Raw genomic sequence first — 18,512 nt, 5'->3', positions numbered from 1 at the left:
GGACCTCGGGGGAGGGGTGTGATGGAGCAGCGCCGCACGCCGGGTGGTCAGCGTCCGGTCCGCCGGCCGGCACGCGCCGGCCGGCCCGGCGCGGCCCGGGACAGCGGTGTCCGCGCCGAGTCGCGGTCCGCCGCCGGCCGGGCGCCGTCGGCCACCCGCGGCGCCGAGGGCGTACGCTCCGCCAAGCGTCCCGCCGCCGCCCGGCGTGCGGCGGCCGGCGGCGCGGTGACGCGGCTGTCCGCACCCCGTTCCCGAGGTCTCACCGGCCGGGCCACAGTGCTGTTCGCGGTGCTGATCGCCCTCGCCCTCGCCTACACCTATCCGGTCCGGGTCTACCTCGACCAGCAGGCCGACATCGAGCGGATGGAGGCTTCGCAGGCGGCCCAGCGGAAGCTGATCGCCGAGCTGACCACCGAGGCGGAGAAGTGGCAGGACAACGCGTACATCGAGGCCAAGGCGCGGGAGCGGTTCTTCATGCGGCGGCCCGGTGAGAAGATGCTGATCCTGCTCGACGACCCGGCCGGCGCGGCCCGCGAGGCGGGCACCGGCGAGGCCCCGGCGAACCCGGTCACCCCTGATCCCTGGTACGACACTCTCTGGTCCAGCGTGCGGGCCGCCGACGCCCACCAGACCGAAGACTGAGCACCGACGAGAGATGGCATCGTGACTGTCGTACCACCGCAGGAGCCGGCGGCGGCTTCCGTACCTCCGCCGAAGCGGGAGCCGGCCACGGAGGCCGACCTGGCCGCGGTGGCCGCGCAGCTCGGACGCCCGCCCCGAGGCACCAGGGCGGTGGCGCACCGCTGCCCCTGCGGGCTGCCGGACGTGGTGGAGACGACCCCCCGGCTGGCCGACGGCACTCCCTTCCCGACGCTGTTCTACCTGACCTGTCCCCGGGCGACAGCGGCGTGCAGCCGGTTGGAGTCGGCAGGTCTGATGAAGGAGATGGCGGACCGGCTGGCCGCTGACCCGGAGCTGGCCGCCCGGTACCGCGCCGCCCACGAGGACTATCTGGCCCGCCGGGACGTCATCGCCGAGGTGCCCGAGATCGCCGGCATCTCGGCCGGCGGGATGCCCGGTCGGGTGAAGTGCCTGCACGTCCAACTCGGCCACGCGCTCGCCGCCGGGCCGGGGGTGAACCCGTTCGGTGACGAGACCCTCGACCTGGTCGAGCCCTGGTGGGCGGCCGGACGCTGTGTCGACGTGCCGGAGGCCGGGTGAGCGACGGTAGCGTCGTGATCCGCCGAGCCCGGACCGCCGATGTGCGGGCCATCCGACGACTTGTCGACACCTACACCGACGATCGCCGGCTGCTCAGCAAAGCCACCGTGACGCTCTACGAGGATGTGCAGGAGTTCCGGGTCGCCAGCCGGGTCTCCGACGGCGTGGTGGTGGGCTGCGGTGCGCTGCATGTGATGTGGGAGGACCTGGCTGAGATCCGTACGGTGGCTGTCGATCCCCGTTGCCGGGGGCAGCGGATCGGGCACCGGCTCGTCGCGGAGCTGATCGACGCGGCGCGGGACCTGGGGGTGGCCCGCATCTTCGTGCTGACCTTCGAGACCCGGTTCTTCGCTTCCTTCGGCTTCACCGAGATCGACGGTGCCCCGGTGCCGCACCCGGTCTACGAGCAGTTGCTGCGCTCCTACGACGAGGGTGTCGCCGAGTTCCTCGACCTGGAACGGGTGAAGCCGAACACGCTTGGCAACACCCGCATGCTGCTGCGCCTCTGACGCCTCTGGCCCACCCGCGCCTCGCCCGCCCACGCCTCTGCCGACTCACGCCCTCACTCGCTGTGGCGGCCTGCGCCGGTGGGTGCCTCGGCTGCTCGACTTCGGAGAGTCACCCCAGGTTTGGCTACTGTCCGTGATTATGGTGTCCGGAGGGGTGGGCTGGCGGTGGCGGTAGGGTTTCCGTCGTGACGACGCGTGTGGCGGCCATCGACTGTGGCACGAACTCGATCCGACTGCTGGTGGCCGACCTGCCCGACCCGTCGGCCGGGCCGGACGCACCGCTTGTCGACAGGAGCCGGCGGATGGAGATCGTGCGGCTCGGCCAGGGGGTGGACGCCACCGGCCGGCTTGCTCCGGAGGCGATCGAGCGGACCCGGATCGCGCTCGCCGGCTACGCCGAAGAGATCGAGAAGCTGGGTGCCGAGCGGGTGCGGATGTGTGCCACGTCGGCCAGCCGGGACGCGGAGAACGCTGCTGACTTCCGCGCAATGGTCGAGCGGACGCTCGGCGTCGCGCCCGAGGTGGTGAGCGGTGACGAGGAGGCGCGGCTGAGTTTCACCGGGGCGGTACGCGGGCTGCCCGCCGACGCGCCGTCGCCGTACCTGGTACTGGACATCGGTGGCGGTTCGACCGAGTTCGTGGTGGGCACCCGGGACGGTGGGGTCGACGCCGCGATTTCCATGGACATCGGCTGCGTGCGGATGACCGAGCGGCACCTGCACGGTGACCCGCCGGGCCTGGACGAGATCGCCGCCGCCCAGGCCGACATCGCGGTGTCGGTGGAGCGTGCGTTGACGGCCGTGCCGGGGCGGCAGGCGGCGACCCTTGTCGGGCTCGCCGGCTCGGTCACCACAGTGGTCGCGATAGCTCAGGGCCTCACCGGGTACGACCCGACCCGCATCCACCACGCCCGGGTGTCCTACGACCGGGTGGCGGAGGTGACCGCCGACCTGCTTGCCATGACCCGTGAGCAGCGGCTGGCCATCCCGGTGATGCATCCCGGCCGGGCGGACGTGATCGGTGCCGGCGCGCTGGTGCTGCGCGTGGCCATGGAACGGGCGGGCATGACCGCCGTGATCGCTTCCGAGCACGACATCCTCGACGGCATCGCCTGGAGCCTGGCAAACGCGAACGGGAGGTATCGGCGCTAGCGCGAACAGGAGGTGAATGCCACTGTTCCGGCATCTTCCCGGCGATGGTCACCGCGTGGCAGGCTACCCGCACGTAGGACCACTGGGCGACCAGCCAACGATGACTGACCGCTAGGAGGACGGGCCGATGGGCGAGATGGTGACCTACCGTGGCGATGGCGGTACGGGTGAGGGATATCTCGCGATACCCGCCACCGGCGCGGCAAGCCCGGCAGTGATCGTGATTCAGGACTGGTGGGGCCTCGTACCGCACATCAGGTCGGTGGTGGACCGCTTCGCCGAGGCGGGTTTCGTCGCCCTCGCCCCCGATTTCCGGCACGGCGAACCGGCCGGGAAACCGAGCGAGCCCCGGCGGCTGCTCAACGGGCCGCAGATGGACGAGACGGCACGGGAGATCGCCGCCGCCGCCGACTACCTCGCCGGCCGCGCCGAGGTGACCGGCAAGGTGGGCTGCGCCGGTTTCTGCGCCGGGGCCAGTCTGGCGCTGTGGGCAGCGAACTTCTCCGAGCGGATCGTCGCCACCGCCGCCTTCTACCCCCGGTTGCCCTGGGACGGCATGCGTACCGAGTGGTCCGACTACGCCGGCAAGGATGCGTTGGTGCACTGCTCGGAGGCGGACGGCACCTCCGCGGACCCGGGTGTGCAGGCGGTACGTCGGGCCATCGAGAACTCCGGCGGCAGCTGCCAGCTGCACGACTATCCGGGCACCGCGCACGCCTTCTTCAATGAGGACCGGCCGGAGAAGTTCGACCAGCGGGCGGCCACCAGCGCCTGGGCGCGCACCCTGGAACTCTTCCGGGCCAAGCTTGGCTGAGACGCGTACCCCCGCCGAGGTCGTCGCGCGCGCCGCGCGGGCGACGGAGCTGGCTGAGCTGGACGTGGGCGTCGCCGACTGCTTCGCCTGCCCGCGCCTGGTCGACTGGCGGGAGGAGGTGGCCCGCACGAAGCGGGCGGCCTTCCGCGATCAGGAGTACTGGGGACGACCGGTGCCCGGCTTCGGCGATCCGACGGCCCGGATCGGCATCCTCGGACTGGCCCCGGCCGCACACGGCGGCAACCGCACCGGCCGGATCTTCACCGGCGACCGGTCCGGGGACGTGCTCTTCGCCGCGCTGCACCGGGCCGGCCTGGCCAATCAGCCGACAAGCGTGTCCGCCGCCGACGGACTGGCGCTACGCGAGACGAGAATCTTCGCCGCCGTACGCTGCGCCCCACCGGACAACAAGCCCACCCCGGGCGAACGGGACACCTGCGCGCCCTGGCTGCATCGGGAGGTCGAGCTGATCCGGCCGACGCTGCGGGTGGTGGTGGCGTTGGGGGCCTTCGCCTGGGCCGCGTGGTGGCCGACGTTGCGCGCCGGGTACGGCGTCCGTCCGCCCAGCCCGCGACCGTCGTTCGGGCATGGGGCACACTGGTCCGGCAAAGCCGTACCGGAACTGCTCGGTTGCTACCACGTCAGCCAGCAGAACACCTTCACCGGCCGGCTGACACCAGAGATGCTTGACGATGTGTTCGCTCGGGCGAAACTGCTGGCCGGGGTGGACTGAGGTGACCGATGGACATGCTTCGCAGGTGGTGGCCGGTGACGGCGGTGGTCGCCCTGCTCGCCGCCGTCAGTCTGGCCACCGCGCACTCGTCGATCGGTGCGAGCCGGATACCGCCCGCCGTCAAGGACGCACCATTCGTGCTGGAGTACCCGAGCGGGGAGCCGCGTCCGTCGATTCCGGCCGAGCCCCGTGAGGCCGCCGAGGAGACGCGTACCCGGATTCCCTCCTGGCTCGGCACGTTGGCGGTGGCGGTGCTCGGGTTGGCCCTGCTGGCCGCCCTCAGCTATCTGATCTGGACCGTGGCGCGGGGCGTGGCGCGGCGGGTCACCCGGGCGCTGCCCGCGCAGCCGACCCGGCGCAGCGCCGAGGGCACCGCCGCGGAGGTGGTGGCGGCCGTCGACGCCGGCCTGGTCGACCTGGACGACCGCGCCACCGACCCACGAACCGCGGTGATCGCCTGCTGGGTACGCCTCGAAGAGGCCGCAGCCGCCGCCGGGGTGCCCCGACTGACCGGCGACACCCCCACCGACCTGGTCACCCGGCTGCTCCGCGGCGATCCGGCCACCGGGGTGCCGGCGATCGTGAGCGCCGACGTGCTGGCCGAGTTCGCGGACGTCTACCGCGAGGCCCGGTACGCCACCCGACAGGTGGACGAACGGACCCGGGACCAGGCTCGGGTGGCCCTACGCCGGCTGCGTGGCGAACTCACCGCGGTGGCCGAGCGGGAGACGGCGTGAGCAGTACCAGCATCGACGACCTGCTCAGCTTCTCCGAGGAGCGGCCGGTCCAGTCCGAGCCGCGCCAGGGCGGGCGGGTGCGTACCGTCGCCGGGTTGCTCGGTGTCACCGCAGCCGTGACCGTCGTGGCGGTCGCCGGGCTGCGCGCGGTCGGGCTGCGGGTGTCGCTGCTGGTGCTGGTCGCCGCCGTGGTCGCGCTGCTCGTGGTACGCCGGCTGGTGGCCGCCCTCGCCCCACCACCGAAGTCCGGCCAGCGCGGGTCGTCGTCGCGGGGCGGCGAGGAGCCCGGCACCTACAACTGGGATGCCCGGGACGCGCTGCGAGTCGCGATCAACGGCTGGGCGACTCCACTGGAGTGGTCCAAGACGCGCCCCGAACGGTTCACCACAGTGATCCTGCCCCGACTGGCCGAGCTGGCGGACGAGCGACTGCGCCTGAAACACGGCGTCACCCGCGAGTCGGATCCGGCCCGGGCGCAAGCTTTGCTGGGCGACCGCCTGTCCACGTTCCTGGAGACCCCACCCCGCCGCACCCCTTCGCCGCGCGACCTCGCGGCGATCGTCGCCGAACTGGAGAAGATCTGATGAACGACGTCGGCCGGACCATGCCCCCCGCCGAGGTGGGTCGCCTCGCCCGGGCGGTGCTGGACGCGGTGGGCCAGGTCGTGGTCGGCAAGCGGGACGCCCTGGAACTGGTACTTGCCGGCATCCTCGCCGGCGGACACGTGCTGTTGGAGGACCTGCCGGGGCTGGGCAAGACGCTCACCGCGCGGTCCTTCGCCCAGGCGCTGGGGCTGGATTTCCGACGCCTCCAGTTCACCCCCGACCTGCTGCCCGCCGACGTCACCGGTTCGTTCCTCTACGACCAGCGCAGCGGCGACTTCACCTTCCGGGCCGGGCCGGTCTTCACCAACCTGCTGCTCGCCGACGAGATCAACCGGACTCCACCGAAAACCCAGTCGGCTCTGCTGGAGGCGATGCAGGAGAAGCAGGTATCGGTGGAGGGTGTGACGTACCGGCTGGACGAGCCGTTCCACGTGCTCGCCACCGCCAACCCCATCGAGTACGAGGGCACCTATCCGTTGCCGGAGGCGCAGCTGGACCGGTTCCTGCTGCGGGTGTCGTTCGGCTACCCGGCGCAGGATGAGGAGTGGGAGGTGCTGCGCCGACGGATGGCGCGCCGCCGGGAGGAGGCCGAGATCAAGCCGGTGGTCGACGCCGGCACGCTGCGCGCCATGCAGGCGGCGTTGGAGGACGTCGTGGTGGAGGACTCGGTGGGCCGCTACATCGTGGCGCTCACCGCGGCCACCCGCGAACATCCGTCGGTGCTTGTCGGTGCGTCGCCGCGCGGCTCGCTGGCGCTGCTGCTGCTGTCCCGGGTGCGGGCGGTGTTCTCCGGGCGGGACTACGTGATTCCCGAGGACGTCAAGAGCGTCGCGGCTCCGGCGTTGGCGCACCGGATCACGCTGCGGCCGGAGATGTGGCTGCGGCGGGTCGATCCGTCCTTCGTGGTCGGTGAGGTCCTTGACGGCACTCCGGCTCCGGCCAGCGGCGCGCTGCCGAGCTACGCCGCAGGCCGGCAGGGGGACTGACCCGGCGTGAGCGAGCGGGGCGAGCGAACGGCATCCACCAACTGGACGCCCACCTGGGCGTTCGGCCGGGCGGTGCTGCTCACCGGCCTGCTCCTGGTCGCCGCGGTGATGCTGGGGCGGGTGGACCTGATCGTGCTGGCCGTTCCGTTCGCGCTCGGCACCGCGTACGCGTTGCGGAGCCGGCCCGTCGAGCTGCCCCAGGTGTGGCTCAGCGCCGACGAGGGGCACCTGGTGGAGGGCGGTGCGATGGCCGGGACGGTCACCGTCGGCAACCCGGGTGCGGCGCCCTACGACGTGGCGGTGCTGCGTACCCGGGTGTCACCGTGGCTGCGGGTCGAACGCGCGGGTCTGGCCGGCAGTGCTGTCGTCGGGTCCGGTCGTGCCGCCGGCGCCGGTCAGCCGACAGTGGCGGACCGTCCGTTCGTCACGTCTGTCGCCCCGGACACCGCCGTCGACCTGGAACTTTCCGGCACCGCGCTGCGGTGGGGTCGGCATCCGTTGGGCCCGGCGGGCGCGCGGGTGGCCGCCGCGCAGGGCCTGCTGGTCTCGCGTGCGGTGATCGTCGAACCGGTCCGCTCCAAGGTGTACCCGAAGACCGAGCCGTTCGAGGCGGTCGAGGTGATGCCGCGGGCCGCCGGGCTGGTCGGGGCCCACCACTCGCGTCGTCCCGGTGAGGGCGGCGAGCTGGCCGGGGTGCGGGTCTTCGCCCCCGGTGACAGGTTGCGCCGGATCGACTGGCGGGTGTCGCTGCGGGCCCGGCAACTGCACGTGGCGGCCACTCTCTCCGACCGGGACGCCGAGGTGGTGGTGCTGCTCGACGTGCTGGCCGAGGCGGGTCGCTCGGGCGGGGTCAGCGGCACGGCATCGGTGTTGGACACCACTGTCCGGGCGGCGGCCGCCATCGCCGAGCACTATCTGCACCGGGGTGACCGGGTGGCGCTGCTGGAGTACGGCCCGAGCGCCCGACGGTTGCGCCCGGCGACCGGCCGCCGGCAGTACCTGACGGTGCTGGAGTGGCTGCTGGACGTCAAGGCCCAGTCCTCCCCGCACGAACCGTACGACCAGGTGTTCGGACCTCACCTGCTCAACGCTGACGCGCTCGTGGTGGTGCTCACTCCGCTGCTGGAGGAGCGGTCGGCGCAGATGTTGGCCCGGCTGGCCCGTTCGGGACGGTTCGTGGTGGCCGTCGACACGCTTCCGGCGGACCTGGCACCACCCAACGATCGGGGCTGGGCCGAGGTGGCGTACCGGCTGTGGCGGCTGGACCGGGACACGATGATCGCGCAGTTGCGCGAGCACGGGGTGCCGGTGGTGCCGTGGGCCGGTGCCGGCAGCCTCGACCAGGTGCTACGCGACGTGGCGAGGCTGGCCACCGCCCCTCGGGTCGGTGGCCGGTGAGCGCGAGGAATGCAGCGCAGCGGAGTCCCGCAGTCGCGAACGGAAGGTCGGCTCGGTGAGCGCGAGGAATGCAGCGCAGCGGAGTCCCGCAGTCGCGAACGGAAGGTCGGGCCGGTGAGCGCGATCATGGGGTCGGCCCTCGGGCGGGTCCGAGCGTTGCGGACGGCCGCGGCGCGGATCTCCCTGGCTCCGGTACTGGTCCGGGTGGGGGTCTTCCTCAGCGCCCTTGTCGGGTTGCTGCTGGCGTACCCCGCCGAGGTCGTGGTCGGCGAGGCGCTGGGTCCGCTGGTGGTGGTCGCGGTGCTGCCGGCCCTGATGCCGCGCCGGCTCTGGCCGACCTTCGCCGCGCTGGTCACGGTCGGCGGGTGGCTGCTCGCCACCGAAGGGTACGGCCGGCCTATCGCGTTGTGGCGGCTGATGGCGGTGGCGGCGGCGCTCTACCTGACCCACACGCTCTGCGCCCTGGTGGCGGTGCTGCCGTACGACGCTGTGGTGGACCCGGACGTGATAGTGCGTTGGCTCACCCGTGCCGGCGCGGTGTTGCTCGCCACGTCGGTGCTCGGTGTGCTGCTGCTCGAACTGTCCGGTCTGCGGGCTGGCGGCGACGGTTGGCAGGCGGTCACGGTGGCCGGTCTGCTGCTCGCCGTCGGGGTGACCGCGTTGCTGGCTGGGCTGCTGCGACGCAGGTGATCCGGGGGTTCTCCGGGTCTGCCGCGACAGTTGGTGTCGGCGCGTCGAGGGTGCTGACGATGCCCTCGTTACCGCCGTCACAGTCGCGTTGTGCTCGGTCACAGAAGGGGGCCGCGCGCGGGATTACCGCTGCCGGTGGGGGAAAGATGGTAGGCGTGAATCCGAAGCGGATCCTTGTGGTGGGCGCCGGGCATGTCGGTCTCTACGCGGCGCTGCGCCTGTCGAAGAAGCTGAGTTCCCGGGAGGCTGAGGTCGTCGTCGTCGACCCCCAGCCGCACATGACGTACCAGCCGTTCCTGCCGGAGGCTTCGGCGGGAAACATCTCCCCACGACACTCCGTGGTGCCGCTGCGTCGGGAGTTGCGCAGGTGCAAGGTGGTGGCCGGTGCGGTCACCCGGATCGACCACGCAAGCAGGACCGCCACGGTGCAGCCGATCATCGGCCCGCCCCGCGAGATCACCTACGACCACGTGGTGGTCGCCCCCGGCTCGGTCTCCCGGACCCTGCCGATTCCCGGCCTGCACGAGCACGGCATCGGCTTCAAGACCATCGGTGAGGCCATCTACCTGCGTAACCACGTGCTCGAACAGCTCGACGTGGCCGCCGCCACGACCGACCCGGAGGTACGCCGTCGGGCGCTGACCTTCGTCTTCGTCGGTGGCGGGTACGCAGGCATCGAGGCGCTGGCCGAGATGGAGGACATGGCCCGCCACGCGCTCAAGTACTACCCGGAGCTGGACACGTCGGACATGCGGTGGGTGCTTGTCGAGGCCACTCAGCGGGTGCTGCCCGAGGTCGACCGGGACATGGGTGCCTACACGGTGCAGCAGTTGCTGAAGCGGGACATGGACATCCGCCTCGACACCCGGCTGGAGTCCTGCGTCGACGGGGTGGTCAAGCTCTCCGACGGGGACAGCTTCAGCGCGGACACCATCGTCTGGACCGCCGGGGTGAAGCCGTCACCGATGCTGGACGCGACCGACTTCCCTCGCGAGGAGCGGCGTCGGGTCACCTGCCTGCCGACCCTCCAGGTGGTCGACGGTGACCGGGTGGTCGAGGGTGCCTGGAGCGCCGGTGACTGTGCCGCCGTACCTGACCTGACCAAGCCGCCGGGCAACTACTGCTCGCCGAGCGCGCAGCACGCGGTTCGCCAGGCCCAGCGGATGGCCGACAACATCGTCGCCGTGATCCGGGGTCGGGAGCCGGTGCCGTACAAGCACAAGCACGCCGGCAGTGTGGCCAGCCTCGGCCTGCACAAGGGGGTGGCCCAGGTCTACGGCATCAAGATGACCGGCTGGCCGGCCTGGTTCATGCACCGGACGTACCACATGAGCCGGATCCCGTCGTTGAACCGTAAGGTCCGCGTGGTGGTCGACTGGACGCTGGCGTTCGTGCTCAAGCGTGAGGTGGTCGCCCTCGGGCAGCTGCACGACCCGCGTGAGGAGTTCGCCGAGGCGTCCCAGCCACCGTCGAAGGTGTGAGTGAGCGGTAGCCCTCGTCTCCGGACGAGGGCTACCGCGTTTCTCGGACCCGCCAGTACCAGGCGTCGCTGAGTCGGGTCGACGGGCCGTACAGCGCCTCCACCGTCAGCCGCAGGCTGTCGGCGTGCGCGGTGCCGGCCGGCAGTACCACGCACGAGGCACCCCAGTGCTCGACGTCCGCCGCCGCCCGGCGGCGCTGCTCGTCCCCGACGACCGGCCGCAGGCCACTGCGGGCCACCTCGGCCAGGAGCGCGGAGGTGGGTCGCGGGGCGACGCCCATCGCCGCGCTGCCGCCCCGGCCGTGCGGGCCGATGAAGAAGCCCTCCGGCATGCTGAACTCGGCGTCGGCGGCGGTCGCCCACCGCATCGGCCAGGGTTGCTTGGGCGTGGCCAGTGGCACCGGCACCAGGACGCCGCCGGGCTCGACACAGGTCCGCCAGTGGCCGGCGGTGATGAATTCCGGAACCGGTGGTCGTTGCGTGGTGGGCAGTGGCGCCGGGACCAGCGGCACCAGCGCCACAGCGACCGCGACCAGGGTCAGTCGGCGGGTACGGCCGGCGGCGCGGAGCGCCCGATCGACCGCCAGCACGAGGAGCGTCGCCATCAGCGGCGGTACGGCCAGGGCGAACCGCATCGGTAGCGCGCCGTCGACCACCGGCAGACCGCCGAGCAGTGCGTACGGCCCGGGCAGGCCGGTGCCGTCGCCGTCGAAGACCAGCTCCGGGCCGAGCGAGAGCGCGCCCATCACCAGGATGCCGGCGGTGCAGGCCAGCACCAGTGGACGGCGTCCCAGCCAGCTGGCGCAGCCGGCGGTCACCACCAGCAGCGGCCAGCCCAGGAAGGTGTTGTACTCGGCCGGGCCGGTGCTCAGCCGGGCGGAACCGTCGTCTCCGAGCAGGGAGAGCGGTGAGATCGCCCACCAGCTGCGCAGGTCGGCCGAGAAGTAGTGCGGGCTGAACATGCCGTCGGCGACGCCGAGAGGCCCGGCGAACTGGAACCACAGCGGGCGGGCGAGCACCAGCAGGGCCGTCCCGGCGGCGAGAGCCATCGCGCCGACGAAGGCGGGCAGCGCGCGGCGGGCCAGGTCGCGGTCCACGACGATCATTGTCACCGCCATCACCAGCAGGGTGAGCGCGGCGAGGAACAGCACCTCCTCACCGACGAACACCTGGACGGAGACGGCGGCGGCGAGCCCGATCGCGGAGGTGGTCAGCCGGCGTCGGTCCGGAGCGCCGGTCGGCACACCGGCGGCCGGCGTGGGCCGGGCGGTGGGGTCGGCGGCCCGCAGCAGGCGTACCACCAGCCAGACGATCACCGGCAGCAGCCACTGCGCCGTCATGTGCAGGTGGCTGTTGCTCTGGGACACCATCCCCGGCGCGAAGCCGCACAGCGCGCCGCCAAGCGTCGCAGCGGCCCGGCGGGCCCGCAGCGCACGGCTGAAGAGCAGGTACCAGGCGGTCGCGGTGCCGGCGAGGTTCAAGGTCGTCAGCAGGGCGAAGGTGACCGGAGCGCCGAGCAGCAGGGTGACCGGGGCGAACAGCACACCGAGGGCGATGACCGACGTGTTGGCCATCAGGTTGACTCCGACCGGGGCGTTGAGCCGGTCGGTGGACAGACCGAAGTCGCCGAGCAGCGCTCGCGCGTCGACGGCCAGGAACCACTCGTACAGCACCTGGTCCTCGGGGTTGAGGGCGAGGAACAGCCCGCTCGGGTCGGCCCAGAGCCGGTGGGTGAGCGCGCCGGCGATCGCCGTGAAGAAGAGCCCGACCAACAGGTCGGTCCGGTGCCGGGCGGTGGTCCGGACCAGCCGGGTGAGCCACCGTGCGGGTACCCGTACGACGGGGTGATTCGCCTGCGTTGCCCTGTCGTCGGTGGAGGCGATGGGTGCGCGGCTGCTCACGGCCTCGACCCTAGTGGCGGTGCCCGGCGGGGGACGCCGCAGTGTCGACGAACCCGCTACCGTGGCACTGCACCGTGCGTACCGGCACGGCGGTGTCACCCGCCCGGGTGGTGGAAAGGCAGACACGGCCGCCTTAAAAGCGGCTGCCGCAAGGCATGCGGGTTCGACCCCCGCCCCGGGCACGCAACCCAGCCGCGTCGAGACCGTCACGGACCGGCAGAGCTGGGCCCGATGCTTCCGGCCGTGGCCAACTTCATGATGTGGGCAGCTTGATCGGCAAGCAACGGCGACTGCGCCTTGTTGATCAGATTGAGCGCGCTTGTGCAGTTGGCTACCGCCTCTTCTGGACGGCCGTCGATCAGACAGGCGTTCCCCTGGGCGAGCAGGGCCTCGCAGTGCAGGTTGCGGTAGCCGGAACGCTCGGCGATGTCTCGAGCCCGGCCTGCATACCGCTCGGCATCGGCGACCCTGCCGGCAGCAAGGTGCGTCTTGGTCAAGCCGATGAACGCCTGTGCCTCCAGGTACGGATAAGAGCAACTGCTGGCCAACTCCTGGGACTCGCGGAACCGTTGCTCCGCCTCTGCGGCGGCACCGGAAGTGAGCAGTGCGGCACCGAGCGCGCTCAACAGGGCCGCTTCCGTGCGCGGATTGTGCAGCCTGCGGCTCAGCTCCAGGCCACGCTGGGCGGCTTCGATGGCGGCGGTCGACTTGCTCATTTGGGTATGCAGCCAGCTGAGCTCATCGAGCACCGCAATTTCCTCGTAGTGCGAACCGGCTCTCCGGTAGTGGGTGAGCGCCGATTCCAGATGTTCGCGTGCCTCCGCGTACCGGCCGAGTTGTCTCAGCACCATTCCGAGGTTGCTGCGATTTACCATCGTCGACTGATGGCGAGAATTTCTGGCGTTTATCTCCAGTGCTGCCGAGAACTGCTCGGCCGCCTCCCTGAGCAGGCCTCGCTCGTGGTAGAGCGAGCCAAGGTCGTTCAGCGTGACCGCGCGAACATGATCGAATTCGCTCTCCTGGCTCATCGACAGGACGCGTTGGTAGTTCGCCTGCGCTTCGTCCAGATGGCCGAGTTCGACATGAACAAGGCCGATGTTGTGGACCTGGTAGGCCAGCCCGACGCGCCAGCCACTCTCTTCGGCAAGGGAGGCGGCGCGCCGATACTCGGCCAATGCGGACTCGTGCTTCCCCACCGACCAGTGGGCCTGGCCGATCGTCTGGTGCATCGCGGCCTGTGCCCGTTTGTCGCTATCTGCCTCGGCAGCGGCTAGGGCGACTCGTCCGCTGGCCAACCACTGCAGGGCGTGACGCCGGATGAAGAAGTAGCCACGTAGTTGATCAGCCAGCCGCCAGGCATAGGATCGGTGCTCCCCTCGGGCTGCAGACTCGATCGCGGCGAGCAGGGAGTTCAATTCGGCATCCACCCATGTCAGCGCCGCGTCCGGGTCGGGAAAGGTCACCACGTGATCCGTGTCGATCGGTAGCCGGATCATGCCCGGGTAGATGGAATCGATCGCCGCCGCGATGTTTGCGACGTACCAATCGAGCACGCGTCGCTCAGCGGCGGAGCGGATTTCCGCGCTGTCCTCGACGTTCAATTTTCCGACCGCATACAGCCGGAGCAGATCGTGATACCGGAACCGTCCATCAGCGGATGCCTGCAACAGGTTGCCGTCGACCAACTCGTTGAGGTCCTCCTCGGCGGCGGACACGTCGGTCTTGAGAAGGGCGGCGACGGTAGAGACGGTGAACGAGGTTCCCGGCGTGACAGCAGACATCCGAAAGGTGCGCGCCTCCCGGTGTCCGAGCTCCTGATAGCTCAGCTCGAAGCTCGCCTCGACGGAGACATCGCCAGTCTGTAGGCGGTCCAGCCGATGTCGCTGGTCTGCCAACCGATCGACGACCGTCTGCACGGTCCAGTAGGCTTTGCTCGCTACTCGGCTACCGGCCACCCGCAGTGCCAGGGGAAGCCGGCCACAGGCCGCTGCCAGCTGAGCAGTCGCCGCGGGTTCATCGGCCACTCGCGCCGGACCGGCGCACGAGGCGAGCATGTCGACCGCCTCATCCAGCGACAGCACATCCAACTCGATGAGCGTCGCGGCCGCCAGGTCAGGCATTCGGTTACGGCTGGTCACGAGCACGGCGCAGGAACCGGTGCCCGGCACGAGGGGCCGGATCTGTGCCGCGTCGCACGCGTTGTCCAGGATGACCAGAATTCGGCGGTCGGCGAGGCGGCTGCGGTACAGTGCGGCACACTCGGCTTCGTCGCGCGGGATGTTGCGTCCGTCCACCCCGAGTGCTCGTAGGAACCGCGCCAGCGCGTCCAGCGGTGCAATTGGTTGCTGGCGGCCAGCGCCAAGAAGGTTGACATAGAGCTGCCCGTCGGGAAAGCCGGGGCGCAGTTCCTGGGCGACGCGCAACGCCAGACTCGTTTTCCCGACGCCGGCGACGCCCGAAAGGACGCAGGTCGTTACCGCCTGCGGCGCCGGTTGGCTCGGATCCCGATCTAACAGCTCCACGAGTTGCCGGAGATGATCGGCGCGGCCGGTGAAATCCGCTGGTGGGGCCGGTGCTTGAAACGGACGCGTCATGGTGGTCGACGGACGCTGTTCGCCCGGCTCCTCGCGGAGTACTGCCAGGTGGGCTTCGGTGAGTTCGGGCCCGGGGTCGATGCCGAGGTCGTCGGCGAGGCGGTGGCGGGTCTCGTGGTAGATGTCGAGAGCGGCTGCTCGTTCCCCGCTTGCGGCGAGTGCCGTTACGAGGCGGGCCCGCAGGCGCTCGTTTAGGGGGTGCTGCCGAGCCAACTCACGCAGCCGGGGCAAGGCGGTCGCCTGACGCGACAGCGCTTCGGACAGTTGGGCGAGCCGAATCGTCACGGCGACCCGCTCCTCCGTCAGCGCGGTGACCGTCACGTCGTCTCGCAGCTCGGGGATATCCGCGAGGGCGGCGCCGCGCCAGAGGCTCAACGCGTTGTCGAGCAATTCGAGCACGCTCTCCGGCTCGTCGCCCACCGTGGCGCGAGTCACCAGATCGCGGTATTGCAGCAGGTCGAGTTGATCTTTGTCGACGTTGAGCCGATAACCACCGGGAATCAGGGTCAGCATGCCGGGATCTTCCCGAGGGGTACGGCGTGGTTCGAGAAGGCGACGCAGCCGGCTGACGTAGGTCTGTACGAGATTGGTCGCGGACGCCGGCGGTCCGTTTTCCCACAGCAGCTCGACGAGTTCGTCGCGGGAGACCGGTGCGTTGGGCGTGAGCGCCAGGCGTGCCAGCACCAGCCGGTGTCGCCCGTCACCGACCGCCACAGCGGTGGCTCCGCGGCGGACGACCAGCGGACCGAGTACATCGAATCGAATCGACGCACTGTACTGATCGGCCGGAGCAGCATCCGGTGCCCCGGTCCTGGGTAGGGTCGCCCGCATAAGACCGGCGGTGTCCTGCGAGGACAGCTGCAGCGCGGCCCCCAGCGCGCGGACGGTGCCCGGACGTGGGCTGCGGCTCCGTCCCTGCTCTAGATCGCGGAGCGTGCCTGGGCTGATCCCTGCGCGTTCGGCCAGTTCGAGCTGCGTGAGTCCGGCCAGTTCCCGGCGCTCCTTGAGCAGCGAGGCGAAATCCGCGGCAGCAGCATGCGCGGCATTGATCATCGCAAAACCCCCGTAGGTCGTGCGGGAGCAGACTACTACGGGTTCGGTACGGGCAGCATCCCTCCAGCGTTGAAGCAGAGCCTCGCTCGACACTTACCACGCACGTACTCTCAAGATCCTAAAAGGAGCGCGATGAATCCCCCCGACCGGCCCGATTCTGGCCCTTCAACGGCCGTACACGCTCAGTCCCACCCGCGACCTTCGCGAGGCCGCTGGCTGGTGAGAGGTGCGATCGCGGCGGTGGTCGCCCTCGCCACACTGGCCGTGCCCGGTGTGGCTGCTGCCGACGACACCCTGCGGCCGCAGGGTGTCGATCCGAAACGCGTCTCGGTGCTTGCGAACGAGCTCGGTCCGCCGATCACCCGAACCGAGATCCTTGCCCGAGCGGCGACCTGGATGAACCCGCCAGTGCCCTACAGCATGTATGCGTACAAGGACGGGTGGCGCACCGACTGCTCCGGCTATGTGTCGATGGCCTGGAAGTTGCCGCAGAACCTGTGGACCGGCAACCTCGATCAGGTCGGCGTGAGGATTGGCTACAACGATCTTCAGGCCGGCGACATGTTGCTCTACCACAACGCCGCTAACCCCACGGTCGGTTCGCACGTCGTCCTCTTCGACCGCTGGACCGGCTCCGTCGGCGGCGACTTCTACATCTACGAGCAGACGCCTCCCGCTACCAAGCACCGACTGTGGTCGCAGGCCGGCTACTCGCGGAGCCTCTACACGCCCTATCGGTACCAGAACGTGGTGGCGGACTCCGGTGGTTCGGACAGTCGGGTTCAGTTTGCTGATGTGACCGGTGATGGGCTGGACGAGTTGATGCAGGTGCGGCCGAATGGTGATGTGGTCGCGTTCGTCAACACGGGTGCGAATCCGAACTACAACTGGCAGACGAATCGGGTGGTGTTGACGGGGATCACTGATCCGGCTCGGGTGCGGTTTGGTGATGTGACCGGTGATGGGTTGGATGATCTGGTGCAGGTGCGGCCGAATGGTGATGTGGTCGCGTTCGTCAACACGGGTGCGAACCCGAATTTCAACTGGCAGACGAATCGGGTGGTGTTGACGGGGATCACTGATCCGGCTCGGGTGCGGTTTGGTGATGTGACCGGTGATGGGTTGGATGATCTGGTGCAGGTGCGGCCGAATGGTGATGTGGTCGCGTTCGTCAACACGGGTGCGAACCCGAACTACAACTGGCAGACGAACCGGCTCGTGTTGACGGGGATCACCGATCCCGCTCGGGTGCGGCTCGCCGATACCAGTGGCGACGGACTCGACGAGTTGATCCAGGTGCGGCCGAATGGTGATGTGGTCGCATTCATCAACACCGGTGCGAACCCGAACTACAACTGGCAGACGAACCGGGTGGTGCTGACGGCGATGGACCAGCCCGGACGAGTCCAGATGGGCGCCATCGACGCCGGTGGGCTCGACGATCTCATCCAGTTCCGCGAGGACGGAAACGCAGTGGCTTTCATCAACACTGGTGCGAATCCGAACTTCAACTGGCAGACCAACCGAGTCGTCCTGACCGGCATCCAACCCTGATCGCACGAACGTGACCGACGTCGGCGAGGGCACCTCCTGAAGGAGCCCTCGCCGATTCCCCACCACGTCTGGGCCGGCGTCGGCCTCGCTGTGCTCCCGGGCACTCTCAGCGTTCACTCAGCAAGCCGAGGAACACCGGGCTGGCCCGGGCGTTTACTCTTGATAGCGCGCGTTGACGTGCCACGACCCCCTTAGGGAGGCCAGACAGTGAAGACTTCGAACCCGGTGCTCGCCCGGCTCGGTCAGGCGGCCGAGCGGGAGCGGGCCGCCGGGTACGCCCCGTCCGGGCCGTACGGACAGCCCGGCTACCCCCAGCAGGCTCCGCCGCAGGCCGGCTACCCCGGCGCGCCGGGCTTCCCGTCGGCCCCGCCGGCGGTCACCCCCATGTCGATCGACGACGTGGTGGTCAAGACGGTCACCCTCCTGGCCATCGTCGGTGTCGCCGCCGCCGCGGCGTGGGCTCTGGTGCCCGACGAGCTGCTCGGCGTCGCCTGGATCGGCGCGGCCATCGTCGGCCTGGTGCTGGGCTTGATCATCTCGTTCTCCCGGATGGCGAACCCGGCGCTCGTCGTCGCGTACGCCGTCGTCGAGGGTGTCCTCGTCGGTGCGGTGAGCAAGTTCTTCGAATCGCTGTACGACGGCATCGTGCTCCAGGCGGCGACCGCCACCTTCGGTGTCTTCTTCGTGATGGCCATGCTCTACCGGGCGCGGGTCATCCGGGCGACGCCGAAGTTCGTCAAGGGCATGATCGCGGTGATGGCGGGGTTGTTCGCCGTCATGCTGATCAACCTGGTGCTGGCGATGTTCGGGGTCAACACCGGTCTGCGCGACGGCAGCCCGCTGGCCATCGGGTTCAGCATCGTGTGCATCGTGGTGGCCTCGCTGAGCTTCATCCTCAGCTTCAAGGAGGTCGAGGACGGCGTCCGGATGGGCCTGCCGCAGCGCTACTCCTGGGTGGCCGCCTTCGGCATCCTGGTCAGCCTGATCTGGCTCTACATCGAGATGCTGCGCCTGCTCAGCTACTTCCAAGGCGACGACTGACCTCGCCGCCCAACGACCGACCGGCGCCCGCCCCACCCGGGGCGG

The 18,512-nt window shown here is 70.2% G+C and carries 16 protein-coding genes and 1 tRNA gene; 15 read left to right on the top strand and 2 right to left on the bottom strand.

All coding sequences use genetic code 11. The features are described 5' to 3' along the window. Positions 1 to 21 precede the first annotated feature (21 nt). The 12 genes from CLT74_RS17725 to CLT74_RS17670 all read left to right on the top strand — a co-directional run bounded on the left by CLT74_RS17725 (position 22) and on the right by CLT74_RS17670 (position 10,325). Positions 22 to 642 carry a septum formation initiator family protein gene (locus CLT74_RS17725; RefSeq protein ID WP_099847534.1) on the top strand — a complete coding sequence of 207 codons (621 nt, stop codon included), beginning with the start codon at positions 22 to 24 and terminating at the stop codon, positions 640 to 642. A gap of 21 nt (positions 643 to 663) precedes the next feature. Continuing rightward, positions 664 to 1,221, top strand: a complete 558-nt coding sequence (locus CLT74_RS17720; RefSeq protein ID WP_099847533.1) for a DUF501 domain-containing protein — start codon at positions 664 to 666, stop codon at positions 1,219 to 1,221. Next, on the top strand, positions 1,218 to 1,730 hold the full coding sequence (locus CLT74_RS17715) for an amino-acid N-acetyltransferase (protein ID WP_099847532.1): 513 nt from the start codon (positions 1,218 to 1,220) through the stop codon (positions 1,728 to 1,730). Before CLT74_RS17720 ends, CLT74_RS17715 begins: the two co-directional genes overlap by 4 nt. A gap of 197 nt (positions 1,731 to 1,927) precedes the next feature. Next, positions 1,928 to 2,881 carry a Ppx/GppA phosphatase family protein gene (locus CLT74_RS17710; RefSeq protein WP_099847531.1) on the top strand — a complete coding sequence of 318 codons (954 nt, stop codon included), beginning with the start codon at positions 1,928 to 1,930 and terminating at the stop codon, positions 2,879 to 2,881. 127 nt (positions 2,882 to 3,008) lie between these two features. Continuing rightward, positions 3,009 to 3,695 (top strand): dienelactone hydrolase family protein, encoded by a 687-nt coding sequence (locus CLT74_RS17705; protein WP_099847530.1) that lies wholly within the window; start codon positions 3,009 to 3,011, stop codon positions 3,693 to 3,695. Beyond that, on the top strand, positions 3,688 to 4,428 hold the full coding sequence (locus CLT74_RS17700; RefSeq protein WP_486582387.1) for a uracil-DNA glycosylase: 741 nt from the start codon (positions 3,688 to 3,690) through the stop codon (positions 4,426 to 4,428). The genes CLT74_RS17705 and CLT74_RS17700 overlap by 8 nt, the downstream gene beginning before the upstream one ends. A gap of 14 nt (positions 4,429 to 4,442) precedes the next feature. Further along, complete coding sequence (locus CLT74_RS17695; protein WP_486582740.1) at positions 4,443 to 5,165, top strand: DUF4129 domain-containing protein; 723 nt, start codon at positions 4,443 to 4,445, stop codon at positions 5,163 to 5,165. After that, a complete protein-coding gene (locus CLT74_RS17690; RefSeq protein ID WP_099847527.1) occupies positions 5,162 to 5,749 on the top strand; it encodes a hypothetical protein in 588 nt (195 codons plus the stop codon). Before CLT74_RS17695 ends, CLT74_RS17690 begins: the two co-directional genes overlap by 4 nt. Continuing rightward, positions 5,749 to 6,756: an AAA family ATPase gene (locus CLT74_RS17685; RefSeq protein WP_099847526.1), complete on the top strand. Its 1,008-nt coding sequence runs from the start codon at positions 5,749 to 5,751 to the stop codon at positions 6,754 to 6,756. The genes CLT74_RS17690 and CLT74_RS17685 overlap by 1 nt, the downstream gene beginning before the upstream one ends. Before the next feature lie 6 nt (positions 6,757 to 6,762). After that, positions 6,763 to 8,154, top strand: coding sequence for a DUF58 domain-containing protein (locus CLT74_RS17680; RefSeq protein WP_099847525.1), 1,392 nt, complete (start codon positions 6,763 to 6,765; stop codon positions 8,152 to 8,154). A 126-nt stretch (positions 8,155 to 8,280) separates the two neighbouring features. Then, positions 8,281 to 8,844: a hypothetical protein gene (locus CLT74_RS17675; protein ID WP_099847524.1), complete on the top strand. Its 564-nt coding sequence runs from the start codon at positions 8,281 to 8,283 to the stop codon at positions 8,842 to 8,844. 155 nt (positions 8,845 to 8,999) lie between these two features. Beyond that, on the top strand, positions 9,000 to 10,325 hold the full coding sequence (locus CLT74_RS17670) for an NAD(P)/FAD-dependent oxidoreductase (protein ID WP_099847523.1): 1,326 nt from the start codon (positions 9,000 to 9,002) through the stop codon (positions 10,323 to 10,325). Positions 10,326 to 10,356: 31 nt separating this feature from the next. Here the strand turns inward: CLT74_RS17670 and CLT74_RS17665 are convergent, their stop codons facing one another. Continuing rightward, complete coding sequence (locus CLT74_RS17665; RefSeq protein ID WP_486582386.1) at positions 10,357 to 12,225, bottom strand: hypothetical protein; 1,869 nt, start codon at positions 12,223 to 12,225, stop codon at positions 10,357 to 10,359. A 101-nt stretch (positions 12,226 to 12,326) separates the two neighbouring features. Here CLT74_RS17665 and CLT74_RS17660 point away from each other — a divergent pair. Further along, positions 12,327 to 12,407: transfer RNA gene (locus CLT74_RS17660), tRNA-Leu, on the top strand. 24 nt (positions 12,408 to 12,431) lie between these two features. On the opposite strand, the gene CLT74_RS17655 is transcribed toward CLT74_RS17660, so the two are convergent. Beyond that, positions 12,432 to 15,872: a BTAD domain-containing putative transcriptional regulator gene (locus CLT74_RS17655; RefSeq protein ID WP_099847522.1), complete on the bottom strand. Its 3,441-nt coding sequence runs from the start codon at positions 15,870 to 15,872 to the stop codon at positions 12,432 to 12,434. Between the two features lie 240 nt (positions 15,873 to 16,112). Between CLT74_RS17655 and CLT74_RS17650 the strand changes: the two genes are divergently transcribed. Beyond that, positions 16,113 to 17,426 (top strand): FG-GAP-like repeat-containing protein, encoded by a 1,314-nt coding sequence (locus CLT74_RS17650; RefSeq protein ID WP_143697177.1) that lies wholly within the window; start codon positions 16,113 to 16,115, stop codon positions 17,424 to 17,426. 207 nt (positions 17,427 to 17,633) lie between these two features. Beyond that, complete coding sequence (locus CLT74_RS17645; RefSeq protein ID WP_099847520.1) at positions 17,634 to 18,467, top strand: Bax inhibitor-1/YccA family protein; 834 nt, start codon at positions 17,634 to 17,636, stop codon at positions 18,465 to 18,467. The last annotated feature ends 45 nt before the right edge of the window (positions 18,468 to 18,512 follow it).

The sequence above is a fragment of the Verrucosispora sp. CNZ293 genome (genome assembly GCF_002754655.1).
This window is presented reverse-complemented; position numbering and strand designations above follow the sequence as displayed.

What these genes read in the sequence shown, in the direction of transcription:
- CLT74_RS17685 (WP_099847526.1), top strand. Translation starts at nt 5,749, where the DNA reads ATGAACGACGTCGGCCGGACCATGCCCCCCGCCGAGGTGGGTCGCCTC.
- CLT74_RS17705 (WP_099847530.1), top strand. Translation starts at nt 3,009, where the DNA reads ATGGGCGAGATGGTGACCTACCGTGGCGATGGCGGTACGGGTGAGGGA.
- CLT74_RS17695 (WP_486582740.1), top strand. Translation starts at nt 4,443, where the DNA reads ATGCTTCGCAGGTGGTGGCCGGTGACGGCGGTGGTCGCCCTGCTCGCC.
- CLT74_RS17675 (WP_099847524.1), top strand. Translation starts at nt 8,281, where the DNA reads ATGGGGTCGGCCCTCGGGCGGGTCCGAGCGTTGCGGACGGCCGCGGCG.
- CLT74_RS17725 (WP_099847534.1), top strand. Translation starts at nt 22, where the DNA reads ATGGAGCAGCGCCGCACGCCGGGTGGTCAGCGTCCGGTCCGCCGGCCG.
- CLT74_RS17655 (WP_099847522.1), bottom strand. Translation starts at nt 15,872, where the DNA reads ATGATCAATGCCGCGCATGCTGCTGCCGCGGATTTCGCCTCGCTGCTC.